At 49.2% G+C, this 20,669-nt stretch carries 18 protein-coding genes; 9 read left to right on the top strand and 9 right to left on the bottom strand.

From position 1 onward, the window contains the following. Positions 1-32: 32 nt before the first annotated feature. On the bottom strand, positions 33-1,391 hold the full coding sequence (gene lpdA, locus DXD78_RS14435) for a dihydrolipoyl dehydrogenase (RefSeq protein WP_009037529.1): 1,359 nt from the start codon (positions 1,389-1,391) through the stop codon (positions 33-35). A 189-nt stretch (positions 1,392-1,580) separates the two neighbouring features. On the opposite strand from lpdA, the gene DXD78_RS14430 reads away from it, so the two are divergent. Further along, positions 1,581-2,528 carry a hypothetical protein gene (locus DXD78_RS14430; protein ID WP_117652800.1) on the top strand — a complete coding sequence of 316 codons (948 nt, stop codon included), beginning with the start codon at positions 1,581-1,583 and terminating at the stop codon, positions 2,526-2,528. Here DXD78_RS14430 and DXD78_RS14425 read toward each other — a convergent pair. Both DXD78_RS14425 and DXD78_RS14420 read right to left on the bottom strand, forming a co-directional pair. Then, positions 2,525-2,857, bottom strand: coding sequence for a DUF4907 domain-containing protein (locus DXD78_RS14425; protein ID WP_005825250.1), 333 nt, complete (start codon positions 2,855-2,857; stop codon positions 2,525-2,527). The genes DXD78_RS14430 and DXD78_RS14425 overlap by 4 nt on opposite strands. Positions 2,858-2,882: 25 nt before the next feature. Continuing rightward, positions 2,883-3,962: a kelch repeat-containing protein gene (locus tag DXD78_RS14420; RefSeq protein WP_005825248.1), complete on the bottom strand. Its 1,080-nt coding sequence runs from the start codon at positions 3,960-3,962 to the stop codon at positions 2,883-2,885. A gap of 242 nt (positions 3,963-4,204) precedes the next feature. Between DXD78_RS14420 and DXD78_RS14415 the strand changes: the two genes are divergently transcribed. Next, on the top strand, positions 4,205-5,521 hold the full coding sequence (locus DXD78_RS14415) for a DUF4270 family protein (protein WP_009037525.1): 1,317 nt from the start codon (positions 4,205-4,207) through the stop codon (positions 5,519-5,521). After that, positions 5,518-6,729, top strand: coding sequence for a hypothetical protein (locus DXD78_RS14410; RefSeq protein WP_009037524.1), 1,212 nt, complete (start codon positions 5,518-5,520; stop codon positions 6,727-6,729). The genes DXD78_RS14415 and DXD78_RS14410 overlap by 4 nt, the downstream gene beginning before the upstream one ends. Positions 6,730-6,882: 153 nt before the next feature. On the opposite strand, the gene DXD78_RS14405 is transcribed toward DXD78_RS14410, so the two are convergent. The 3 genes from DXD78_RS14405 to DXD78_RS14395 all read right to left on the bottom strand — a co-directional run bounded on the left by DXD78_RS14405 (position 6,883) and on the right by DXD78_RS14395 (position 8,655). Continuing rightward, entirely contained in the window at positions 6,883-7,629 is a 747-nt protein-coding gene (locus tag DXD78_RS14405; RefSeq protein WP_008662289.1) for a LytTR family DNA-binding domain-containing protein, read from the bottom strand. Positions 7,630-7,854: 225 nt separating this feature from the next. Beyond that, positions 7,855-8,247 (bottom strand): PH domain-containing protein, encoded by a 393-nt coding sequence (locus tag DXD78_RS14400; RefSeq protein WP_005833977.1) that lies wholly within the window; start codon positions 8,245-8,247, stop codon positions 7,855-7,857. 33 nt (positions 8,248-8,280) lie between these two features. Beyond that, positions 8,281-8,655 (bottom strand): hypothetical protein, encoded by a 375-nt coding sequence (locus tag DXD78_RS14395; RefSeq protein ID WP_009037523.1) that lies wholly within the window; start codon positions 8,653-8,655, stop codon positions 8,281-8,283. Positions 8,656-8,874: 219 nt separating this feature from the next. On the opposite strand from DXD78_RS14395, the gene DXD78_RS14390 reads away from it, so the two are divergent. The 4 genes from DXD78_RS14390 to DXD78_RS14375 all read left to right on the top strand — a co-directional run bounded on the left by DXD78_RS14390 (position 8,875) and on the right by DXD78_RS14375 (position 16,423). Next, the gene (locus DXD78_RS14390) at positions 8,875-10,794 is read left to right on the top strand and encodes a tetratricopeptide repeat protein (RefSeq protein ID WP_009037522.1); all 1,920 of its coding nucleotides are present in this window, start codon (positions 8,875-8,877) and stop codon (positions 10,792-10,794) included. Between the two features lie 76 nt (positions 10,795-10,870). Beyond that, entirely contained in the window at positions 10,871-12,442 is a 1,572-nt protein-coding gene (nadB, locus tag DXD78_RS14385) for an L-aspartate oxidase (RefSeq protein WP_005825234.1), read from the top strand. A gap of 18 nt (positions 12,443-12,460) precedes the next feature. Continuing rightward, positions 12,461-14,209 (top strand): transglutaminase domain-containing protein, encoded by a 1,749-nt coding sequence (locus DXD78_RS14380; protein WP_034525438.1) that lies wholly within the window; start codon positions 12,461-12,463, stop codon positions 14,207-14,209. Between the two features lie 30 nt (positions 14,210-14,239). Beyond that, a complete protein-coding gene (locus DXD78_RS14375) occupies positions 14,240-16,423 on the top strand; it encodes a DUF3857 domain-containing protein (RefSeq protein ID WP_009037520.1) in 2,184 nt (727 codons plus the stop codon). On the opposite strand, the gene DXD78_RS21075 is transcribed toward DXD78_RS14375, so the two are convergent. Further along, the gene (locus DXD78_RS21075) at positions 16,420-16,560 is read right to left on the bottom strand and encodes a hypothetical protein (RefSeq protein WP_155270091.1); all 141 of its coding nucleotides are present in this window, start codon (positions 16,558-16,560) and stop codon (positions 16,420-16,422) included. The genes DXD78_RS14375 and DXD78_RS21075 overlap by 4 nt on opposite strands. A gap of 156 nt (positions 16,561-16,716) precedes the next feature. Next, on the bottom strand, positions 16,717-17,295 hold the full coding sequence (gene rbr / locus DXD78_RS14370) for a rubrerythrin (RefSeq protein WP_005825226.1): 579 nt from the start codon (positions 17,293-17,295) through the stop codon (positions 16,717-16,719). 321 nt (positions 17,296-17,616) lie between these two features. On the opposite strand from rbr, the gene DXD78_RS14365 reads away from it, so the two are divergent. Both DXD78_RS14365 and DXD78_RS14360 read left to right on the top strand, forming a co-directional pair. Continuing rightward, entirely contained in the window at positions 17,617-19,299 is a 1,683-nt protein-coding gene (locus DXD78_RS14365; protein WP_005825218.1) for a SulP family inorganic anion transporter, read from the top strand. Between the two features lie 7 nt (positions 19,300-19,306). Continuing rightward, positions 19,307-20,146 carry a DNA/RNA non-specific endonuclease gene (locus DXD78_RS14360; protein WP_009037518.1) on the top strand — a complete coding sequence of 280 codons (840 nt, stop codon included), beginning with the start codon at positions 19,307-19,309 and terminating at the stop codon, positions 20,144-20,146. A gap of 5 nt (positions 20,147-20,151) precedes the next feature. Here DXD78_RS14360 and DXD78_RS14355 read toward each other — a convergent pair whose 3' ends face one another. After that, a complete protein-coding gene (locus tag DXD78_RS14355) occupies positions 20,152-20,661 on the bottom strand; it encodes a flavin reductase family protein (RefSeq protein ID WP_009037517.1) in 510 nt (169 codons plus the stop codon). Positions 20,662-20,669 lie beyond the last annotated feature (8 nt).

The raw sequence follows: 20,669 nt of genomic DNA, 5'->3' as shown, positions 1-20,669 counted from the left end.
TTTATGTTTATATGAAACAATAGTCATGGGTTCTACAATGCCTCCTTGAATATCTCTCCCACCGTGGGGTGCGGAAAGACAATCTTCTTCCATTCATCGGCAGTAAGTTTCAGTTCAATAGCCATGCCTGCCAGCGTGATGATTTCCGAAGCGGGATTACCCAAGACATGTGCCCCCAATACGGTATCGTCACTGCCCAACAGTAACTTGCAGACGCCATTCACTCCTTCATTCTCTGCTACAAAGCGACCACTGTACGCCATCGGAAACTTCACAGCACGATAGGCAACGCCTCTCTTCTGCAGGGATTCTTCTGTCTCGCCCACACCGGCTATTTCGGGATTGGTATACACTACGCCGGGGATGGCACGATAGCTCATAGTGTCCTTCTTGCCAATGATGGAATGTATGGCTACTTCCGCCTCGCGGACGGCTGTATGCGCCAGCAAGGAATATCCCGTCAAGTCGCCGCAAGCATATACTCCGGGAACTGAAGTCTGCATCTGTCCGTTGACAAAGACATTTCCGCGCTCCGTTCTTTCCAAGCCCAGATTCTCCAATCCGAAGCCTTTCATTACCGGACGGCGCCCGACACTCATCAGAAGCCGTTCGGCAACGACGGAACCGGGACCGTCGGCTGTTTCATAATTCACCTGGATAAGGGAAGAAGCTTCGGCAGTATCCGGCATGACAGACACTACTTTTGCACTCAGCATGAACTTGATTCCCCGCTTAGCGTACTCTGCACGGAGCATACCCGCCAGCTCTCGGTCCATACCGCCTCCCAGTATCTCGTCCAGCATCTCGACGACGGTTACCTGCACTCCCAGGCTGTTGAAGAAAGAAGCGAACTCCATACCGATGACACCGCCGCCGATGATGGCAAGCGAAGCGGGCAGTTCCTTGTTATCCAGTGCATCACGATGAGTCCAATAGGACACTTTGTCTATGCCGGGAATGGCAGGGACAAAGGTTTCGGAACCGGTGCAGAGCAGCAGGTTATCGCATTCGTAGGTTTCTCCGCCGCACTCCACATGATTCTTGTCCGTCACTGTGGCCCCTCCGCTGACAATCGTCACACCATGGGCAGTCAGCTTTCCTTTGACTCCCAATACCAGCTTGCGCACTACCTTCTGCTTGCGAGCAATAATCTTGGGCAAATCGAACGATACTTCGGGCACACTGACCGCATACTTTGCAGCATGGCGGGCTCCGTCATAGGTCTTGGCCGAATACAACAAGGTCTTGGTAGGGATACACCCTTCATTCAGGCACACTCCACCGAGACTCTGCTTCTCAAATAGTACGACACTCAATCCTGCTTTTCCGGCAGCTTCGGCAGCAGTATATCCCGCAGGACCTCCACCGATAATGGCAACTTGGTATTTCATGGAATTAATGGTTAGTGGTTAATGATTAGCGATAATTTGTGCGCAAGTTAATAAAACCCGTATTATCCGGCAAAAAAGAGTACTTCTTTCTTTCGGAGAATACAGCGTAAAGAGGAAATAATTATCTTTGTCGTGCAGCATTTATAAAGAATGCCACGTCCAATGGACATAAATCAAATAATAATCAACATGAAAACGACTGACTTATTCCAATCCATCCTTTTGTTCGCTCTTTTCCTTTGCGGCCTGACGGCTTGCAATGATAGCGATGAAATCCGCCTCTCGCCCTTTCAGGAAACTACCGTGAAGGGCGAAGCCTCTACCCTGCAGATAGACCTAACACGCGGCGACTGGCGCATAACCTCCATCACCACCCCATGGGGAGACCTCATGATGGATGGCAACAAGCTCCCACAACTGGAAGGTACGGGAAGCCTGCATTATAAATGGTGGGACTTGGAACGGGACACCGACAGCCATCTCATCCTGCACTTTAAAGACAACTTTGACTTAGGTGAATCCCGTAGCCTCATCATCAACCTTGAGATGAAAACGGGACTCTACAAGGAACAAATCATCATACACCAAGAACCGTGCACTAACTTCTATCAGATAGAGTCCATCGAATACAGCGTGGAAGAAGGTGACGGAGTGAAAGAAGCCGGAACAGGACCTGATAAGAGTACCTATAAAAATGAAAATCTGGGAAACACAACCGACAAGCATGACTACTATCCATTCATCAATAAATGGACAGAATACGCATTCATACCCGATGGGCACTCTGATGAAACCTTCAAAAGCATAGACCCGGAGAAACGTAGCATCTATCTGCCCAACCACATAGAAGACGGAAAAATAATCATGGGACAACAACTGTTATTCTTCATCAACCAAGGCAAGTATTACAAAGAAGACGAACTGAGATATAAACATTTTGAAGTAGACATAGTAGGTATGAGATGGAACATATACACTTCAACCATCTACTACAAACGGCTTCAAGTGACATTCACCGCCACTCTTTCACGTCCCGGTAGCGATACAAAGAAGGTACTCAGGGGTAAATTCATGCAGAGATACCCTTATGACTGCTCGGAAATACATCACGAAGTAAAGGATTCTTTAGAAGATTAGAGTCCGGTGTCTGTCAGACAAGACTCCACCTCCTCCCTGCTCAATGCCGGAGCTTGCCCATCGGCAAGCTTACGGCATACCAGCCGACCGGCCGCCAGCGCTTCCACCTTTGTTGCAAATGGCAGGCGACCGCTCAAAGCAGGTATAAAAGGTTGATATATCAGGGTATCGGCTCCATGCAGCACCACGTAGCCGTAACCGCCTTCCACCTCCATCACCCGGCATTTCAACTCATTGCCACCGCCGGCAGTATGACCCGAACAGCAAGAAAGGCATACCGCCATCACAGCCGGTACACCTATCTTTATCATAATAAACATCAGCTTCATAAGTTCCGTTCAGTTATGGGGCGAATCAGACTTCCTCTTCCTCATCGGGTAGAAGTTCGTACACATCATCAAAGTAGCTGGTACCACTTGTTCCCGTCAGCACAAAACCACGTTCGCCGGTAGAGAAACCAACGGCAGCCCTGCGCGAAGAAGCACCGGAAGGATAATTATGTACATCTGTAATGGGGGTAAAGTCGTCATCGGAATCGCCGTACCATAAGTCCTTGTCAGGGTCGTACAGCCAGTAGTCGCTGCTCAAGGAAGTGCTGTTACGTATTCCCGTAGCCACAAATCCCCTTCCACCGATGACGAAGGATACGGCTTCGGACCGTGTGATGGCGTAGTCATCGTCATAGTCATTGTCGGAGTCCGTATCGGCAATGTCACGCAACTGGGTCCAGTTGCTTCCGTCGAACTTCCAGAAATCCACCAGATCGGTACTGTTGTTTCGCCCGCAACAGATGTAGGCCACCTCGTCGATGACGAATGCCGTACCGAAGTAGCGCTTCTCGCCTCCATACCCGCTCACCGCTTCCCATTGCGAACCTTCGGCGCCATTGGGGTTGAAACGGTAGAAGTCCATCTTGTAGGCACTCTCGCTGCCGGTAGCGTCGCTGTTGCAGCCCGTACCGACATAGCCATATCCGCCTATACTGAAAGCCAGGGCACCATCGCGTACTCCACCTTTGAAGTCGTCTTTCCGTGTCCAGGTATCCGTGGCAGGGTCATACTCCCAGGTATCTGCTACACAGTAGGACGAGGAGCCGTCCTTTACGGAACCGGTCGTAATGTATCCCTTGCCATTCACGGCAAAGCCCACGGCAGCCTTGCGCCCGGCAACGGGCATGTCGGCACACTGCGTCCAGCTGTTCCGGCTCATGTCATACTCCCAAAGGTCGTTCAGGTAATCCTTGTTCGCTCCGTAGAAGCCGCCACACAAATATCCATAATTGCCGATGGTGAAGCCGGAGGCATAAGCGCGGTACACACCGTTATAGCTGGCTTTCTTCATCCACTGCCCCTGAGTGTATTCATCCTCGTCCGTACAACTGCCGGCAATGCACACGATGGCCAGCAACATTATTCCTACCAATAGTCTGTTCATTGTTTATTGTTTTTTTAATGATTAAGCTTTATACTTCCCACTTTCCAAAACAAGAAGCTGCGGGAGGTCCTTTTTGTCTGTTCGCAAAAGTAAACCACCGCAACCACACCGACAAAAATAACCGACGAACAGTCCGAAATTCCCGTTAAACGCCTTTACCGATAAAAACCGTCCGAACGCCGATTTTTGTAGGAAGATATAAAAGTTTTGCCTTTCCTTTGCCGCCAACTAAAAGAACAGAAATGAAGAAGTCATTGTACAGCTTATTCGCAGTCCTCGCTATCTTCTGCGCCTGCCAGGACGAGAACTCGCAGCTTGGAAAGAGCCTCGTGGAAAGCTCCTTCTATAATGTATACGCAGACACCTGCTCGGTAGACATCAGCACCATCCTGCTAGACTCCATAGAGACCCGGGGCGACAGCATCTGCCAGCTAGGACATTACCGGAGCAGCGCCTGGGGAGAAGTATCCGCCACCTACTATGCCGAATACTCCACGTCCGACTTCACCCCCAACACAGACTATACCTATACCCTCGACTCCCTCGTACTGCGAATGATACCTTCGGGCCATTTCTGGGGAGATACCCTGACGCAACAGCGCATCTCCATCTACCGGCTGAAAAACCCTATCGTGCTGGACAACGACGAGGACCTTTACAACAGCACCGTACTCCCGACGGAAGATGCCCCACTCTTCAGCTTTACCTTCACCCCCTGCCCGGGGCGGAAGAAGGAAGTAAGCGTCCGCCTGCCCGACTCATGGGGACAACAACTGCTGAATGACCTCGTGGCCCAAGATGACTACTTCGATACCCAAGACAAGTTCAAGAAGAAATTCCCCGGACTGGTCTTTGTTCCCGAAAACGACGGGCAGTGTATCACCGGATTCATGGTGAACGACTCTGCCATGAGCATCAACCTCCACTATCAGGAAGTCTCCAACCAACGTACCGGACAAGTGCTGACTTTCAACGTAAACACCGACTATGCCTATACCGGTATCCGGCACGACCCCACCGGCACCCACCTTGCTTCCCTGAAAAGCGGAATAGAGAACCTCGTCCACTCCAGCGACATGGGTTGCCTGGCCTATATGCAGGGATTGACGGGTTACTACAACCAACTGGAATTCCCCTACCTCAACAGCCTCGGAAGTGCCGGACAGATAGTCTCCATAGAGAGCGCCACACTCTACCTCTATCCTCTGGCCCGGAGCTACAACGAAGTGAACCAGCTTCCCAATGACATCCGCCTTTATATCACGGACGAGAACAATGTGCTGGAGGACTACGTATACGGCAGTGACGGCGTAACCGTACAGACCGGCGACCTGACCATCGACGAGATGTACGGGAAAGAGACCTACTACTCCTTCGACCTCACCGAATTCATCCGCAACAACTACGGCACTTCGGGCATCAAGCGGCAGAAACTGCTGATGAGTCTGACAGACGAAGAAAGCACCACCACCTTCAACCAGGTCATCTTCACCAACGACCCCGAACAAGAAAACCAATGCAGATTAGACGTAAGATTCAAAATATACAACGAGCAATGAAACGCCATTACCGGATTCCCCTTCTGCTGTGCAGTCTGTGTACGGCAAGCCTCACCGCCGTGGCACAAAACACCACCCACCTGCCCACCTCCATGTACGGAGTGGGCGAACTGAGTGCCGGTGACGGCGGACGTTATGCCGGCATGGGCAACACGGGCATCGCCCTGAACCGTACCGGATTTCTGAACACGCTGAACCCCGCAGCCATCACCCGCATGGACACCGCCTGCTTCACGTTCGATGTGGGTGTATCTGCCTCATATGCCCGCTACTCCTTTCTGAGCGAACACAGCTCCAACTTCACCGGCAACCCCAACCGCATCAGCATGAGCTTCCGTGTCCTGCCGCGCTGGTATGCCCTTGTAGGTGCAGCACCATACAGCAGTGTGGGCTATGTCATCCAGACCGAAGAAGAGATAGAGGGAATGCCCGGCAACTACACCTACTCGCTCTTTGAGGGTACGGGCGGACTATACCGGTGCTACGTCACCAATGCCTTTGCACTGAGCAGGCAACTGTCGGTCGGCATCAATCTGGGGATGATAGCGGGCACAGTGACGCAAAGCGAAACGCAGGAAAGCGCCGTCGTAAAGTACGAATCTTCTAAACGGGCCTTTTATGCGGACTTCGGCATACATTACGAATGGGGTGCGACCGGACAACGGAAGTGGGCGGCAGGGCTGGTATTTGCTCCCTCCCTTCCCATCAGCCACGACAATACACTGACTTACAGCAACTCATCTACCAGCGAGAACCTCGATAAAGGATACCACAGCCGTACACAATATCTGCCCATGCACCTCGGCACCGGCCTCAGCATGACCACCGAACGCTGGGTGCTGACCGCCGACTACAACTACCTGGACTGGAGCCGCAACTCCTCCTCCTACACTTCCATGAAATACGAGAACCAGCACAAAGTGAACCTGGGAGGCAGCTACATTACCAAGCCACGTCTGGCACGTTCCACCGAGCTGATGGGTGGAATAGGTTTCGGCAACTCCTATATCAACCTGAAAGGCGGGAAGATGCAGTATCTGGAAGCCAGTGTAGGGGCGAGCTTCCCCATCCGGTACTCCTATCTTTCGCTGGGCGCCACCTGGCGGAAACAACTGAACACACGCAGCAATCTGATGCAGGAAAGCCGATTCAGCCTGAATCTGAACTTGACGTTCGGGGAAAGGATTTCGAGAGCAAAACTAAAGTAATACAAGGTTCCGGTTCACCACAGATTACACGGATTTTACACCGAATGATTATCATTTGTTGGATCTATATATGCAACGCGTTGCATATATAGATGCAGCACGCTGGAACTATAGATCCAACAAACAAAGTATATAGTATCTGAAAACAGGGTATTACAACACTGCCAGCCTGGACACATACCCTTTCACCCTTTCGCGGTAAGCATCGCCAATGGGGACATCCTTCTGCTCGATGAGCAATGTGCTGCGCCCGATGGCGCTGATGCAGTCCATGCGGACAATAAAAGAACGGTGCACGCGGATAAATTCGTTCGCCGGAAGTTTTTCCTCCATGTACTTCATACTGCATAGGCTCAAGATAGGCTTAGGGGAATCTTTACAGAAAATCTTCACATAATCGCCCATACCTTCTATATAGTTTATCCGTTCCAGGTCGAGCCGCATGATGCGGTTGTCACACCGCATGTAAATCACCTTCGGAACCTCTTCCGGACCTTGCCTGTGTTTGGAGTCGGACGTACCTGCATCCTGCAAAGAGAACCAGCGTGCCGCTTTGCTGACAGACTGGAAAAACGTGGAGAAATTGAGCCCGTCCATCAGATAGTCCAACGCATCCAGACGGAAACATTCGGCAGCATAGCGGTCGGTGTCTGTAATGAAAATGACACGAGTGGACGAGGACAAGAGCCTGCAAAAATCCATTCCGTTGATTTCACCTTCTTCCACCGGATAGATGCCGATAAAATAAACTTCCACTTTTGTCTCATAATAATCCTTCAGCGCTTCAAGAGGATTGCCGTACTTTCCGTGCAAAGAGAGAAAAGGAACCTTGTCGATATACTCTTCCAACCTTCCGGCAATCTCCGGGTCTGCATGTAAAATGGCGCAATTCAAATTCATATTCGTTTCTCTTTTACATAATGGACGCTGCCATATCCGAAAAACTGCAAACAGAAGAGCTAAAATTAAGCTTTATTTATGATTCAAAGATTACCTGCATCTACGGAAAGACAGATAAAGGGAAAGTTCATACAAACAACTCCGGAAAGCTACACAGGAGACATTACCATGGAAGCGATAACGACAGATTAAAACGGAATTGCATACGTGGGCACACCATATTGCTCACCCTCTCCGTTCCTCCAGTAACCGGATAAACTCCTCCTCCTTGACGGGAAGAAGCACTGCACACTTGCCCTCGCCATATTTCACGAGCACATAGCGCATCACCGCAAACCGCCCTACCTGCATGGAAGAAGCACGCTCCACAGAAGTGATGTCTTTCATCAGAATTTCCTTACTCCGGGAGAAACGGCCGAAGGACAGCACCAACTTCCCGTCGGGCGTTACGGTATAGGTGGTATGAATCAGCTTCTCGATAATAACCACCAGCCAAAGCATGAAAATAGCAGCCAGGAACGGAGACTTGTACCAAAGCATATAGACGGCGAGAATACCTATCAGGATGAGAAACAGATACTGCCCCATAGCAATGCGCGCATGAAAGATTCGATTCATTTTATCTGATTTTTGCCGCTAAGGTACGTATTTTTATGATAACAACTTCTTCATTAGTATCTCCATTTTTCGAACTTCCGTCACATTCAGCTTGCGGCAGACCGAAGCACATAACAATTCTACCCGTTCCGGCGAAAAATAAATCAGTTCTGCAATCTCCTTTACAGACTGTCCAAGAGCTACCAGCATACATATCAGTTCTTCATCCTTATCCACCTCCGGAATAGACTGATAAAGTTTCTCTAAAAAAGAAGGATAATGAAAAATAAAGATTTCACGGAATACAGCCTCACGAGTTCCGGACAACAAAGCCTCCGAAGCATTGGGAGAATCTTCCGAAATCATTTCGCGCAAAGCTCTGGCAATCTCCTGCATATTAAAAGGTGTCACTGTTTTCTTTGTTTTCATTGTATCTTATTTCACCATTATACATATTTACAATCGTTTTATACAAATTTGCAAAATATGCACAACCTAACCATAAGAATACGATATACAATCTGATATACAATTTCATATTATATTTATTATCAAATAATTAACAAGAAACAAAAAACAAGTCTATTGTTGTAAATTTTAAATTAAGAAATTATATCTTTGCCTTACAAAACAAACAGTCCACAAAATATGAATGCCAAAAAACTTTCATTTTTACTTCTGATTCTCGTAGCTGTAGCCTGCACCAACCGCTCCACCTCTTCGGAACAAGACGAAGTGAGGCATTGGAACAATGTCCTTCAACAAATCAATGCCTTACTACTCGAAAACAAAGCGCAACAAACGTTGGATCTTGCCAAACAGACCTTGCCCGAAATCCTGGAATCGGCAGAAAAAAACGGAACTACAGATACCCTGATTTACTATGCCCGCAAGATATTTAATGCCTGCGGGAACAATTACATAAACACCAAACAATACAAAGACGGCATCGACTATATGGACAGCATTGGAAACCATCCCCTCATCCGCGAACATTGCCCACACGAACTGCTGAGCTTCAAGGCCGGACTGAACCAACTGTATGGCAATAACCCGGAAGCTGTCCGACTGGCAGAAGACTACCTCCAGTTACCGGTCTGTACCAGTGCCAATGACTTTATCCGGCAGGCAGAAATCATAAGCGGTGTCTACATGTACTCCGGAAACAATCTACCCAAAGCTATCCAAATTTTGGAAAAAGCAATAGATGTCTACCGGAAAGGTGGAAACTTCCCGAACATGCTGCGGATAATGTCACGGTTGGGCATCTATTACCACCTCAGTGGCGAATACGAGAAAGCTATAGCCACTAACCAAGAAGCCATAGCCACTTACAACGACAGCATAGCACCTGGAAATGTAGTGATTGCCTACGGAGAACAAGCTAATCTCTACGCCGAACTGGGTATGTACGACCAGGCCCTGGAAATGAACAAAAAAGCCCAATACTACTCCATGCTGAAAGACAGCTTCGGACTGGGAGACTTGTACCGCTACCGTGCCCAGATCTTTCGTAACATGAATCAAAAGGACTCTGTATTCCACTACCTCAGGCTGGGAGAAAAGTTGTCAATGATACAAAACAGCTTTAAGGGTGTATTCGTAAACAAAGTAGAAACGGTAAACAGTTATCTGGACTATCCCGACTCTTTGGAAAAAGCACTGCAACTTGCCCTTAGCATCTGTCCCGATACCGTGCGGATGCCCCAATGGGCCAAATACCAACTCAACCTCCACCTAGGCCGGGCCTTACTGCAAACCGGGAAGGAGCAAAACGGCATACACCTGATAGACCGGGCTGCACAAGACCTCATCAACATGAAGTTCATGGAAGGCCGCGATGCCAACGAGATATTAATGGATTACTATCTGGCCAAAGGCATGAACGACGATTTTGCTCGTTGCTACATCCGTAACCGACAGTTTGCCGATTCTCTGGACAATAACGAAAAGAAACGTGCTGTGGCAGCAGCCAACATCCGGTTTGATGCCAACCAAAAAGAGAAAGAAAACAAACTGCTCTCGGCACAAGTGCAATGGCAGCAACAGCAGTTGTTCTACAACATCTGCATCTCCATTACATTACTGTTGCTACTTATCACCACTACAGCCTATTTCATCATCCGAAGGAAGGCCAACCACCAGCTTATAGAAAACAACAAACGGGAAATACAGACCCTCATTACCCGGCAGCAAGACCTGAACCGCCGCAACGAACAACTGACGGAAGAAATAGAACGGGCCATGGCTACCAATAACCTCAACTCCATTCGCCAGCTCACCGTGCAAAGCCTGCTCAGCAGGGAAGATGAGAACACATTCCGCCGGTCGTTTGCCACCATACATCCTTCTTATCTGCCCAAGCTCCGCGAAAGTTATCCTCAACTGACCCGCAACGAAGAATTGCTGGCCATGCTCATCTGCATGAACCAAAGTACCGACGAAATAGCCCTTATCATGGGAATCAACCGGAATAGTGTAAACGTAGTCCGTTCGCGCATGCGCAAGAACATGGAATTGCCCAAAGAAAAATCCCTGGATGAAGTATTGAAACAATACCTTACATAACAAATAAAAATAAGCCCGCTTATTTTGCTCTACGTTTGGTTTACACTATCTTTGCGGCGTTTAATACACAAAACCTATGGTAAGAAAGTTCGATTTTCTCGTTATCGGCTCCGGACTTGCCGGTATGAGTTTTGCGCTGAAAGTAGCGCATAAAGGAACAGTAGCCCTCATTTGTAAGGCAGGTTTGGAAGAGGCAAACACTTATTTTGCACAAGGAGGTATCGCCTCTGTCACCAATCTGGCCGTAGACAATTTTGAAAAGCATATCGAAGATACCATGATTGCGGGTGACTGGATAAGCGACCGTGAAGCCGTAGAGAAGGTGGTGCGCAATGCCCCCGAACAAATCAAGGAGCTTATCAAATGGGGAGTGAACTTCGACAAAAAGGAGGACGGAGAGTTTGACCTGCACAAAGAAGGCGGCCACTCCGAATTCCGCATCCTCCACCATAAGGACAATACGGGTGCAGAGATACAGACCAGCCTCATTGAAGCTGTGAAGCAACACCCCAACATCACCGTACTGACCGACCATTACGCTGTGGAAATCATTACCCAGCATCACCAGGGAATCATCGTTACCCGCCACACCCCCGGCATCAAGTGCTACGGTGCCTATGTGCTGAACGAAGCGACGGGCGAGGTGGATACCTTCCTTTCCAAAGTCACCATCATGGCAACGGGCGGTTGCGAAGCCGTTTACCGCCATACCACCAACCCGCTGGTGGCCACGGGAGACGGCATTGCCATGGTCTACCGTGCCAAGGGAGCAGTGAAAGACATGGAATTCATCCAGTTCCATCCCACAGCCCTTTTCCATCCGGGAGACCGCCCCTCGTTCCTCATCACCGAAGCCATGCGCGGTTATGGCGGCGTGCTGCGTACCAAAGACGGAAAAGAATTCATGCAGAAGTACGACCCGCGACTCTCACTGGCCCCGCGTGACATCGTGGCGCGTGCCATCGACAACGAAATGAAACAGCGCGGTGAGGACCATGTGTATCTGGACGTCACCCACAAAGACCCCGAAGAAACCAAGAAGCACTTCCCTAACATATACAAGAAATGCCTCAGCATCGGTATAGACATTACAAAGGAATACATACCGGTAGCCCCCGCCGCCCATTATCTCTGCGGTGGCATCAAGGTGGATTTGGACGGACAGAGCAGCATCCGCCGCCTGTACGCCATCGGCGAATGTTCGTGCACCGGACTGCATGGCGGCAACCGTCTGGCAAGCAACTCACTGATTGAAGCCGTGGTTTATGCCGACGCGGCAGCCAAACACGCGCTGAGCGTACTGGAACGTTATGACTTCAACGAAGACATTCCCGAATGGAACGACGAAGGTACCATTTCCACCGAAGAACGTGTCCTCATCACACAAAGCATGAAGGAAGTGAACCAGATTATGGAGGCATACGTAGGCATTGTCCGCAGCAATACCCGGTTGACACGTGCCTGGAACCGACTGGACATACTTTACGAGGAGACAGAAGCACTCTTCAAGCGGAGCAAGGCTACCCGAGAGCTGTGCGAACTGCGCAACATGATAAACGTAGGATACCTGATAACAAAGCAAGCCATGGAACGCAAGGAAAGCCGCGGACTGCACTACACGATAGACTATCCGCACGCCAAGAAATAAACATAAATCCTCTCCATCATGAGGAAACAATATTTCTCTTTCATTTTTTTGTATATTTTCTCAAGCTGTCTCTACAGTCAGACGATGGACGACAATATCATCATCAACTGCTGTGAAGACAGCTATGTTTTTAAAGAAGGCCCGGGAAACAACCCCATCGTACAAAACACCCGAAAGACCGAATATGAAGCTTCACGAATGGGAGCTACCGTACAACCTCATATGTTCTATGGCGAATTCATCTCCCTGGACGAAGCCAGGGCCAAGGGAGTACTTGCCCCCAAAGCCATCCACCGCCATGCCACACCGGAAAATGTATTCTTCGATGATACCCGCATCTGCTACTTCAACCTCTCCCTAAGCCGGCAGGGGAAAAAGGCGGCCGTACAGTTCAGCCGTACCTTCCATGACCTGCGCTACTTTACACGTATCTACTTTCCGGAGGAATACTTCATCCGCGAGAAACGTATCACCGTCACCATTCCTGCCGCATTGTCCCGTTTCCGGCTGGTGGAGAAGAACTTCGGTCCCGGTATCCGGTGTGAAAAGAGCGTGAACAAGGAAGGGGATTCCCTTTTTGTCTACACCTTAAAAGGAGTACCTGCCACCCGAAAGGAAGAAGCTGCTCCCGCAGACAACTGCCTCTATCCCCATCTGCTGGTAACCGGTTCCTTTGCGGATGTGCAGGATATGTACCGCTGGCTGAACGGACTGGCCGAGGTGGACTGCACTCTCCCCCAAGCCGAAATGCTAACGGATGAAATTACTGCCGGATGCACCGATGAACTGGAGAAGATACACCGTACCTATGCCTACGTACAGCAGAACATACGCTACATCGCCTTTGAAAACGGGTTGGCAGGACATCGGCCCGACCGGCCTGCCGAAGTGCTGCGCAAACGTTACGGCGACTGCAAGGGAATGGCACTCCTGCTGCGCACATTGCTGAAAGCCCAAGGATTCGATGCCCGAATGGCCTATATCGGTACGGACGACATCGCCAGTTCTCCCGACGAAGTACCGACACTGGCTGCCATCAACCATGCCTTCTGCCTTCTTTTCCATCAAGGGAAAAGATATTGCCTGGATGCCACCTACCGATACCTACCGCCCGAAGACATCCCCCAAGGTATACAAGGCCGAAAAGCACTGGTAGAAAACGGAGACAGCTGCCTGATACTGACTCTTCCCCAGCAGGATGCCTCCGCCTCTACGGACAGTCTCAATTATCACTATCGCTTGATGACGGACAGCAATCCCCCTACCCTGAAAGGCACCGCCACCCGCGTAAGTACGGGCGAATACAAGGAATACCTGCTCAGTCTCTACCATGACACCCCCAAGGAGAAGCAGACAGACCTGCTAAACAATCAGATAAACAATACCGCTGCCGTACAATCGGCCGATGGAGAGTACTGCCTCGAAGCAGACCCGCACGAAGATTTCTTCCACCAGCCCATTGACACCACCCGCCGCAAGCAGGATTACCTACTGCCGTGGAGATGCCGTATTGTACGCGAGGTAACGATTGATATTCCACAAGGATATGCCGTGTCTTATTTGCCTGCAGACTTTCACATTGAAACGAATCAGGGCATCCTCAGTTGCTCCTACCGCGCCGGAGCAGGATATATCCACTTCCGAAAAGTGATGGAGATACGCAGAAAACGTATTCCACTTGCTCTTATCCCTGCTTGGAATGATGCCCTGCGACAATGGAAAAAAGCCTGCAACGAACAGATAGTAATCCGGCAAAGCACCCTTTAAACAAATAATTGAACATAAAACGCCATCACCATGAAAACAACACGTTCTTTCCTACTGCTGCTGATGTTACTTGCCACTTCGGGACTAAATGCCCAAAAGGAAGAAGACAAATATGCTGCGCTCGTAAGCGAAGTGCGCAATGAAGTATGGTCGCTGAACCTGCCCGACTTTAAAAATATGACTGTACCCGAGAAATACAGAAACGAACCCGCCGTTATCCTTGCCGCACACAGCCGTCTGGAGGTAACCCGGAAAACCAAGTTGGACTGGTGGGGAATGGGATTGACCAAACAACAGATAACCTGCCGCAGCATCTACCGCCAAATGGTATACATCAACAGCCAAAGTGCACTGGAAGAGATGTCACAGTTCAGCTTCCTTTCCCAGGAAAAAGAACGCTACACCCGCAATGAACAACAGCGTATACTGGGTGTGCGCATCATCAAACCGGACGGAACAATTCAGGAAACAGCCCCGCAGGAGTACATGGAAACCGATGAAGGCGGCCACCCACGTAGCCACAACATCCAAGAGAAATGGAACAAGCTGGCCGTACCCGGACTGGAAATCGGAGACATCATCGACTTGTTCTTCGTACGATACACCATACTGAACAACCAGAACCCCGAACCTTTCGGTTTTTACTTTATGGACAGCTATCCTCTGCTTGCCTATTCCGTCCATTGCGAGATAGACCCCAAGCTGAGCACTTTCTACCGTTGCCTGAACGGAGCAAGGAACTTCGACCATAGCACCGATACCGAAGGAAACCATATCCTCGACTTGCATACCGGAGACTCCGGACGTGTCATTCCCGACTTCTGGTACAACAGTGCCCGGCAAACGCCCATGATTCTGATGTACATCTACAACAGCAAGACACCCTATGCCTGGATGCCACCCAGCGCCCGCAAGCCGGGACTATATGCCAACCCCAATCCAAAACTGATGACAGATGACACACGTGCCTCCATGAAGGCTCCCGGCACCAACTGGTCCGGTCTGCGCAGCGGACGGAAAGGCGAAATATCCAAAGCCCTCAAAGCCCGTCAAGCCGAAGGATGGAGCGATAAGAAACTGATGGACTACCTCTACCAATACTGCTATTACCGGTATATGGAAAACGGTGCAGACTATACTCCCGCCAGTTTCATCCTGCTGATGCACGAACTTCTGGAAAAAGCAGGTATTCCCCACCGGACAGGAATCACGACCAAAGATACCCGGGAGCCTCTGGACCAGCTCATCAACTACAGCAATACCACTTGGTTTATCTATCTGGAATCCAACGGAAAATGCTATACTCCACCGGCCTGCTATGCTGTTCCCGGTGAAGTGCCTGCCAGCCTGCAAGGCGAAGAAGCCATACTGGAAGACAACACATGCCTTACCCTTCCCTCCACCACCCCCCAAGACAACCGGGATATGGCTACCATAAACGCTTCTATAAGCGGCACCACTCTCCACATCAGCCGCCGGGAAGAGATGAGCGGTGCTCTGAAAGAACACTTCCAACCCTACCTCATTATGGATGAGGACCTTTACAACTCCGTTCGTCGCCAACTGGGTATTACAGCCACCATCTACGACGAAACCAAAGAAAAATTCCATGCCGACCTGCGCGAAAGTTACCGCCGTGAACGGGAGCAGGAGAAAGAGCGTTACCGTAATGAAATCATCGGTTATCATGGCTCGGAAGAAGGACTGGAAACACTCCTCGGCTACCAGCTTTTCAGCATCGGAAACCGGGCAGACAGTGCGGCACTTGCCTATCAAGTGGACTATGTACTGGACGGATACGTAAAGAAAGCGGGTACAAACTTTGTTCTCTCCGTAGGTCGGTTGATAGGGTCACAGCCAGAGCTGAAAGGCGAACAACGCCTGCGCAAGGAGGACATTTATTGGGAGATGCCCCGTTGTTACCAATGGGACATCACAGTCAATCTGCCGGAAGGTTATCGAATTTCTCCCGAAGGCCTGGAAAGACTGAACGTAAAAGTAGAAAACGACTGCGGCGCTTTCATTGTCCAAGCCACCACTGAAGACGGAACATTAAGAATAAAAGCCGAAAAACGCATCAACCACAAGACGGAACCGGTAGCCAACTGGGAGAAACTGCTTGAAATAACCGATGCTGCCAACAGTTATGAAGCACTTTCAATAGTGTTCCAAGCAACCATTAATCCCCCTACATCTCCAACAACCGGCTATTAATCCTTCTCTGCCCGCTGCAGCATCGCCATACACAGCTTGCTGTCGTACTGTACAGCCACTGCAAAACGACTGCATACTTTTTGCAGCGTCACTGCATACCGGTTTGCAGCAGCACTGCAATTGATTTGCAACAGCACTGCAACAGTTTTGCAGTCGCACTGCAATTTGTTTGCAGTGACGCTGCAGCAAATGTGCAGCAATTACAAGCTATATGACTGTCACAGCAAACAAAAAGCCCCGCAGAGCTTGCTTTCGCTCTGCGGGACTTTGTTCTCTCTATGAGGAAATTATCATCAATAGTTTGACTTCTTTACTTCGAAGTAAGCCTGCGGATGCAAGCAAGCCGGGCATACCTGAGGAGCTTCCTTACCGGTGTAGATGAAACCACAGTTGCGGCACTGCCATACCACTTCGCCTTCCTTGGCAAATACGCTGGCAGTCTCTATATTCTGGATAAAAGCGCGATAACGTTCTTCGTGTCCCTTTTCGGCAATGGCGATGTTACGGTACATAAGAGCGATTTCGGGGAAACCTTCTTCGTCTGCAATATCAGCAAACTTAGGATAATCCAATGACCATTCTTCGTGTTCGCCGGCAGCAGCTTCCTGAAGATTTTCCAGGGTAGTGCCGATAACACCTGCAGGATAAGAAGCGGTGATTTCCACCATACCGCCTTCCAGCCACTTGAACATACGTTTAGCGTGTTCCTTTTCCTGGTCAGCCGTTTCTGTGAAAATAGCGGCGATTTGTTCGTAACCTTCTTTCTTGGCTACACTTGCAAAATAAGTGTAACGCATTCTTGCTTGTGATTCACCAGCGAATGAAGTCAGCAGATTCTTCTCAGTCTGAGTTCCTTTAACACTTTTAGCCATAGTCTCTTTTTTTATTAGTTAATATAATTACGTATAAATGTCGTTCGTACTGTTTATAAACAACACAAAATTACGAATTTAGTTTGGAATAATCACACCTCTGCCCCATCGGATTTATTTATCGTCTTATAGAAAGAATCTATCTTCACCGATAACCCGAAGAGGTATTTCAGACATAATTAATAGCACATATCTGATAAGGAAAACAAAATACATCACAGTTGTGTTCACTAATATCCATTATTTTATCTACTTTTGCAGGCAATTTGCAATATATACATTACATTCTGTATAAAAAAACGTATAAAAAAGTAGATTATAATGAAAGCGTTCGGATTCAGACCAAAGCTATACACGGCTTTAAAAAATTACTCTAAAGAACTGTTCATGGCAGACCTGATGGCAGGTATCATTGTAGGTATCGTTGCCCTCCCGCTTGCCATTGCATTCGGTATCGCCTCCGGCGTATCACCGGAGAAAGGTATCATTACGGCTATCATAGCCGGTTTCATCATCTCCCTGATGGGTGGGAGCAAGGTACAGATTGGAGGACCGACCGGTGCGTTCATCGTCATTATCTATGGCATCATCCAGCAATACGGTGAATCGGGGCTTATTGTCGCCACACTGATGGCAGGCGTACTGCTCATCCTGCTGGGAGTTTTCAAACTGGGAGCTGTCATTAAGTTTATCCCCTATCCCATCATCGTAGGTTTTACAAGCGGTATTGCCGTCACCATCTTCACTACGCAGATTGCCGATATTTTCGGGTTGACGTTCGGAGGAGAGAAAGTTCCGGGAGACTTTGTAGGAAAATGGATGATTTATTTCCGACATTTCGATACCGTAAACTGGTGGAACACGATTGTAAGTATTGTCAGCATCTTCATCATTGCCATTACACCGCGGTTCTCGAAGAAGATTCCGGGGTCACTTATTGCCATCATCGTGGTGACAGTGGCAGTCTGGCTGATGAAAGTATATGGAGGCATTGATTGTATCGATACCATCGGCGACCGTTTCAGCATCCGTGCCGAACTGCCGGATGCCGTGATGCCTGCCCTGGATTGGGAAGCGATAAAGAACTTGTTCCCCGTAGCCATTACAATCGCTGTACTGGGTGCCATCGAATCTTTGCTGTCTGCCACCGTGGCCGATGGTGTGATAGGCGACAAACACGATTCCAACACGGAACTGATAGCACAAGGTGTTGCCAACATGGCTACCCCGCTGTTTGGCGGTATCCCTGCCACCGGAGCCATCGCGCGTACCATGGCAAACATCAACAACGGAGGAAAAACTCCCGTAGCAGGCATGGTGCATGCAGTGGTATTGCTGCTTATCCTACTGTTCCTCATGCCGCTGGCACAGTATATCCCAATGGCTTGCCTGGCGGGTGTACTGGTCATAGTATCCTATAACATGAGTGGTTGGCGTACGTTCAAGGCATTATTGAAGAATCCTAAATCGGATGTCACGGTACTGCTGATTACTTTCTTCCTGACCGTCATCTTCGACCTGACTATTGCCATTGAAGTAGGTCTGGTGATTGCCTGCGTGCTGTTTATGCGCCGCGTCATGGAGACTACCGAAATATCCGTCATCAAAGATGAAATAGACCCGAATGCAGAATCGGACATTGCAAGCAATGACGAGCACCTGATAATCCCCGAGGATGTGGAAGTATATGAAATAAACGGTCCTTACTTCTTCGGCATCGCCACCAAATTCGAAGAAATCATGGCGCGGCTGGGCGACCGCCCCAAAGTGCGCATCATCCGCATGCGTAAAGTTCCGTTCATCGATTCTACCGGTATCCACAACTTGACAAGCCTTTGTGAGATGTCCCAAAAGGAAAAAATAACCATTGTGCTCTCCGGTGTCAATGAAAAGGTACATAAGGTACTGGAAAAATCGGGCTTCTATGAGCTGTTGGGCGAAGAAAATATCTGTCCGAACATAAATGTGGCACTGGAAAGGGCCAAAATGATTATCCAACACTAATCCCGGCATGGCACGAAAAAAAAAGAAACAATCGCAAGGCGTCTATTATCTTATATTGTTTATATGTGCGGTCTGCCTTGCCTATGAACCCGTTGCAAAGATACTTTCGGATGCCAGGCAAAAGAGTTCTACGCCTGCCAAGATAGAACTCACGGCAGGCACACGCCTTGAAATACCGGCAAAGCTGAAGAACGTCTCCGAACAGATTCTCCAGCGGAAAGGCTACACAGTATCCTACAACAAAGATTTAAAGATACCCAATTGGGTAGCCTGGGAACTCACTCCCGAAAAACTGATGGAGCGTGAAAGCCGTACAGACAAGTTCCTGCCCGACCCCGACCTGCCTGAGCACGAGGCAGTAACCACCGATGACTACAAAGGAGCCGGCATGGACCGCGGACATATGTGTCCGGCCGGTGACAACCGCTGGCACTGGAAAGCCATGCAAGAGAGCTTCTACATGACAAACATTTGCCCGCAGAACCACAATCTAAACCGTGGCGACTGGAAAGAACTGGAAGAGTCATGCCGCCGTTGGGCACAAGAAGAAGGCAAGATATACATTGTATGCGGTCCTATTCTCTATGACCAACGTCACCGTACCATTGGTAAGAAGCACAAAATTACAGTGCCCGAAGCATTCTTCAAGGTCGTTCTGTGTGCAGACAGCAATCCCCCCAAAGCCATCGGCTTCATTTATAAGAATGCATCAGGCAATCATCCATTGGACAGCTACGTCAATACAGTGGACGAAGTGGAACGTATTACAGGTATCGACTTCTTCCCCGCCCTTCCGGATGAAATAGAAGAGAAGGTGGAAGCCGAATATGACTTGAAATTGTGGTAAAGGAGCTATTCCTTTACCCAGGCATCTACAATCTCGGCTACATAAACCCGGTGCAATCCACCGTGGTCACCGCCATACCAACGCTCGTAGACGGAATGGTCGAGAAAGAGTTCTTCTTTCATATCGGTAATGAAAAGCTTGCGGCACTCCAATCCCAGGCGGTCCTGCTCAAAGAGAATGTTTCCCCGCTCGGTAACGATAGGATTCAGACCAGTTTCCTTTACCTTATCCACTTCCCTACCCGATTTACTGCCACAAAGGTTGTAAATGCTCCGGTTTTCCTTTCCTAAAAAAGAAAGGGTGAAATATTCGTTCTCCTCCATAAACTCATACGTATAGCGCTCGGAACGAATAAAGACAAACACCACCGGCTTGTTCCAAAGCCAGCCAATACCTCCCCAACTGGCAGTCATGGTGTTGAAATGTTCTTTACTGCCTGCCGTAACCAGCATCCACTCTTTGCCTATCACTTCGAAGAAGTTCTCGCTTAAATCTTTAATTGCTATTGATTTCATAAGTATAT

It is taken from the genome of Bacteroides sp. D20, from assembly GCF_003436255.1.
GTDB classification, from domain to species: Bacteria; Bacteroidota; Bacteroidia; order Bacteroidales; family Bacteroidaceae; genus Bacteroides; species Bacteroides uniformis.
The sequence above is the reverse complement of the archived record's forward strand: the minus strand, read 5'-3'. Positions and strand labels throughout refer to the sequence as shown.

Bases quoted from the DNA above. Each gene is read 5' to 3' on its own strand.
- DXD78_RS14430 (WP_117652800.1), top strand. From the start codon at position 1,581: ATGAAAACGACTGACTTATTCCAATCCATCCTTTTGTTCGCTCTTTTC.
- DXD78_RS14400 (WP_005833977.1), bottom strand. From the start codon at position 8,247: ATGAATCGAATCTTTCATGCGCGCATTGCTATGGGGCAGTATCTGTTT.
- DXD78_RS14425 (WP_005825250.1), bottom strand. From the start codon at position 2,857: ATGAAGCTGATGTTTATTATGATAAAGATAGGTGTACCGGCTGTGATG.
- DXD78_RS14415 (WP_009037525.1), top strand. From the start codon at position 4,205: ATGAAGAAGTCATTGTACAGCTTATTCGCAGTCCTCGCTATCTTCTGC.
- lpdA (WP_009037529.1), bottom strand. From the start codon at position 1,391: ATGAAATACCAAGTTGCCATTATCGGTGGAGGTCCTGCGGGATATACT.
- DXD78_RS14410 (WP_009037524.1), top strand. From the start codon at position 5,518: ATGAAACGCCATTACCGGATTCCCCTTCTGCTGTGCAGTCTGTGTACG.
- DXD78_RS14365 (WP_005825218.1), top strand. From the start codon at position 17,617: ATGAAAGCGTTCGGATTCAGACCAAAGCTATACACGGCTTTAAAAAAT.
- DXD78_RS14420 (WP_005825248.1), bottom strand. From the start codon at position 3,962: ATGAACAGACTATTGGTAGGAATAATGTTGCTGGCCATCGTGTGCATT.
- DXD78_RS14375 (WP_009037520.1), top strand. From the start codon at position 14,240: ATGAAAACAACACGTTCTTTCCTACTGCTGCTGATGTTACTTGCCACT.
- DXD78_RS14390 (WP_009037522.1), top strand. From the start codon at position 8,875: ATGAATGCCAAAAAACTTTCATTTTTACTTCTGATTCTCGTAGCTGTA.
- DXD78_RS14405 (WP_008662289.1), bottom strand. From the start codon at position 7,629: ATGAATTTGAATTGCGCCATTTTACATGCAGACCCGGAGATTGCCGGA.
- DXD78_RS14355 (WP_009037517.1), bottom strand. From the start codon at position 20,661: ATGAAATCAATAGCAATTAAAGATTTAAGCGAGAACTTCTTCGAAGTG.
- rbr (WP_005825226.1), bottom strand. From the start codon at position 17,295: ATGGCTAAAAGTGTTAAAGGAACTCAGACTGAGAAGAATCTGCTGACT.
- DXD78_RS14360 (WP_009037518.1), top strand. From the start codon at position 19,307: ATGGCACGAAAAAAAAAGAAACAATCGCAAGGCGTCTATTATCTTATA.
- DXD78_RS14380 (WP_034525438.1), top strand. From the start codon at position 12,461: ATGAGGAAACAATATTTCTCTTTCATTTTTTTGTATATTTTCTCAAGC.
- DXD78_RS14395 (WP_009037523.1), bottom strand. From the start codon at position 8,655: ATGAAAACAAAGAAAACAGTGACACCTTTTAATATGCAGGAGATTGCC.
- nadB (WP_005825234.1), top strand. From the start codon at position 10,871: ATGGTAAGAAAGTTCGATTTTCTCGTTATCGGCTCCGGACTTGCCGGT.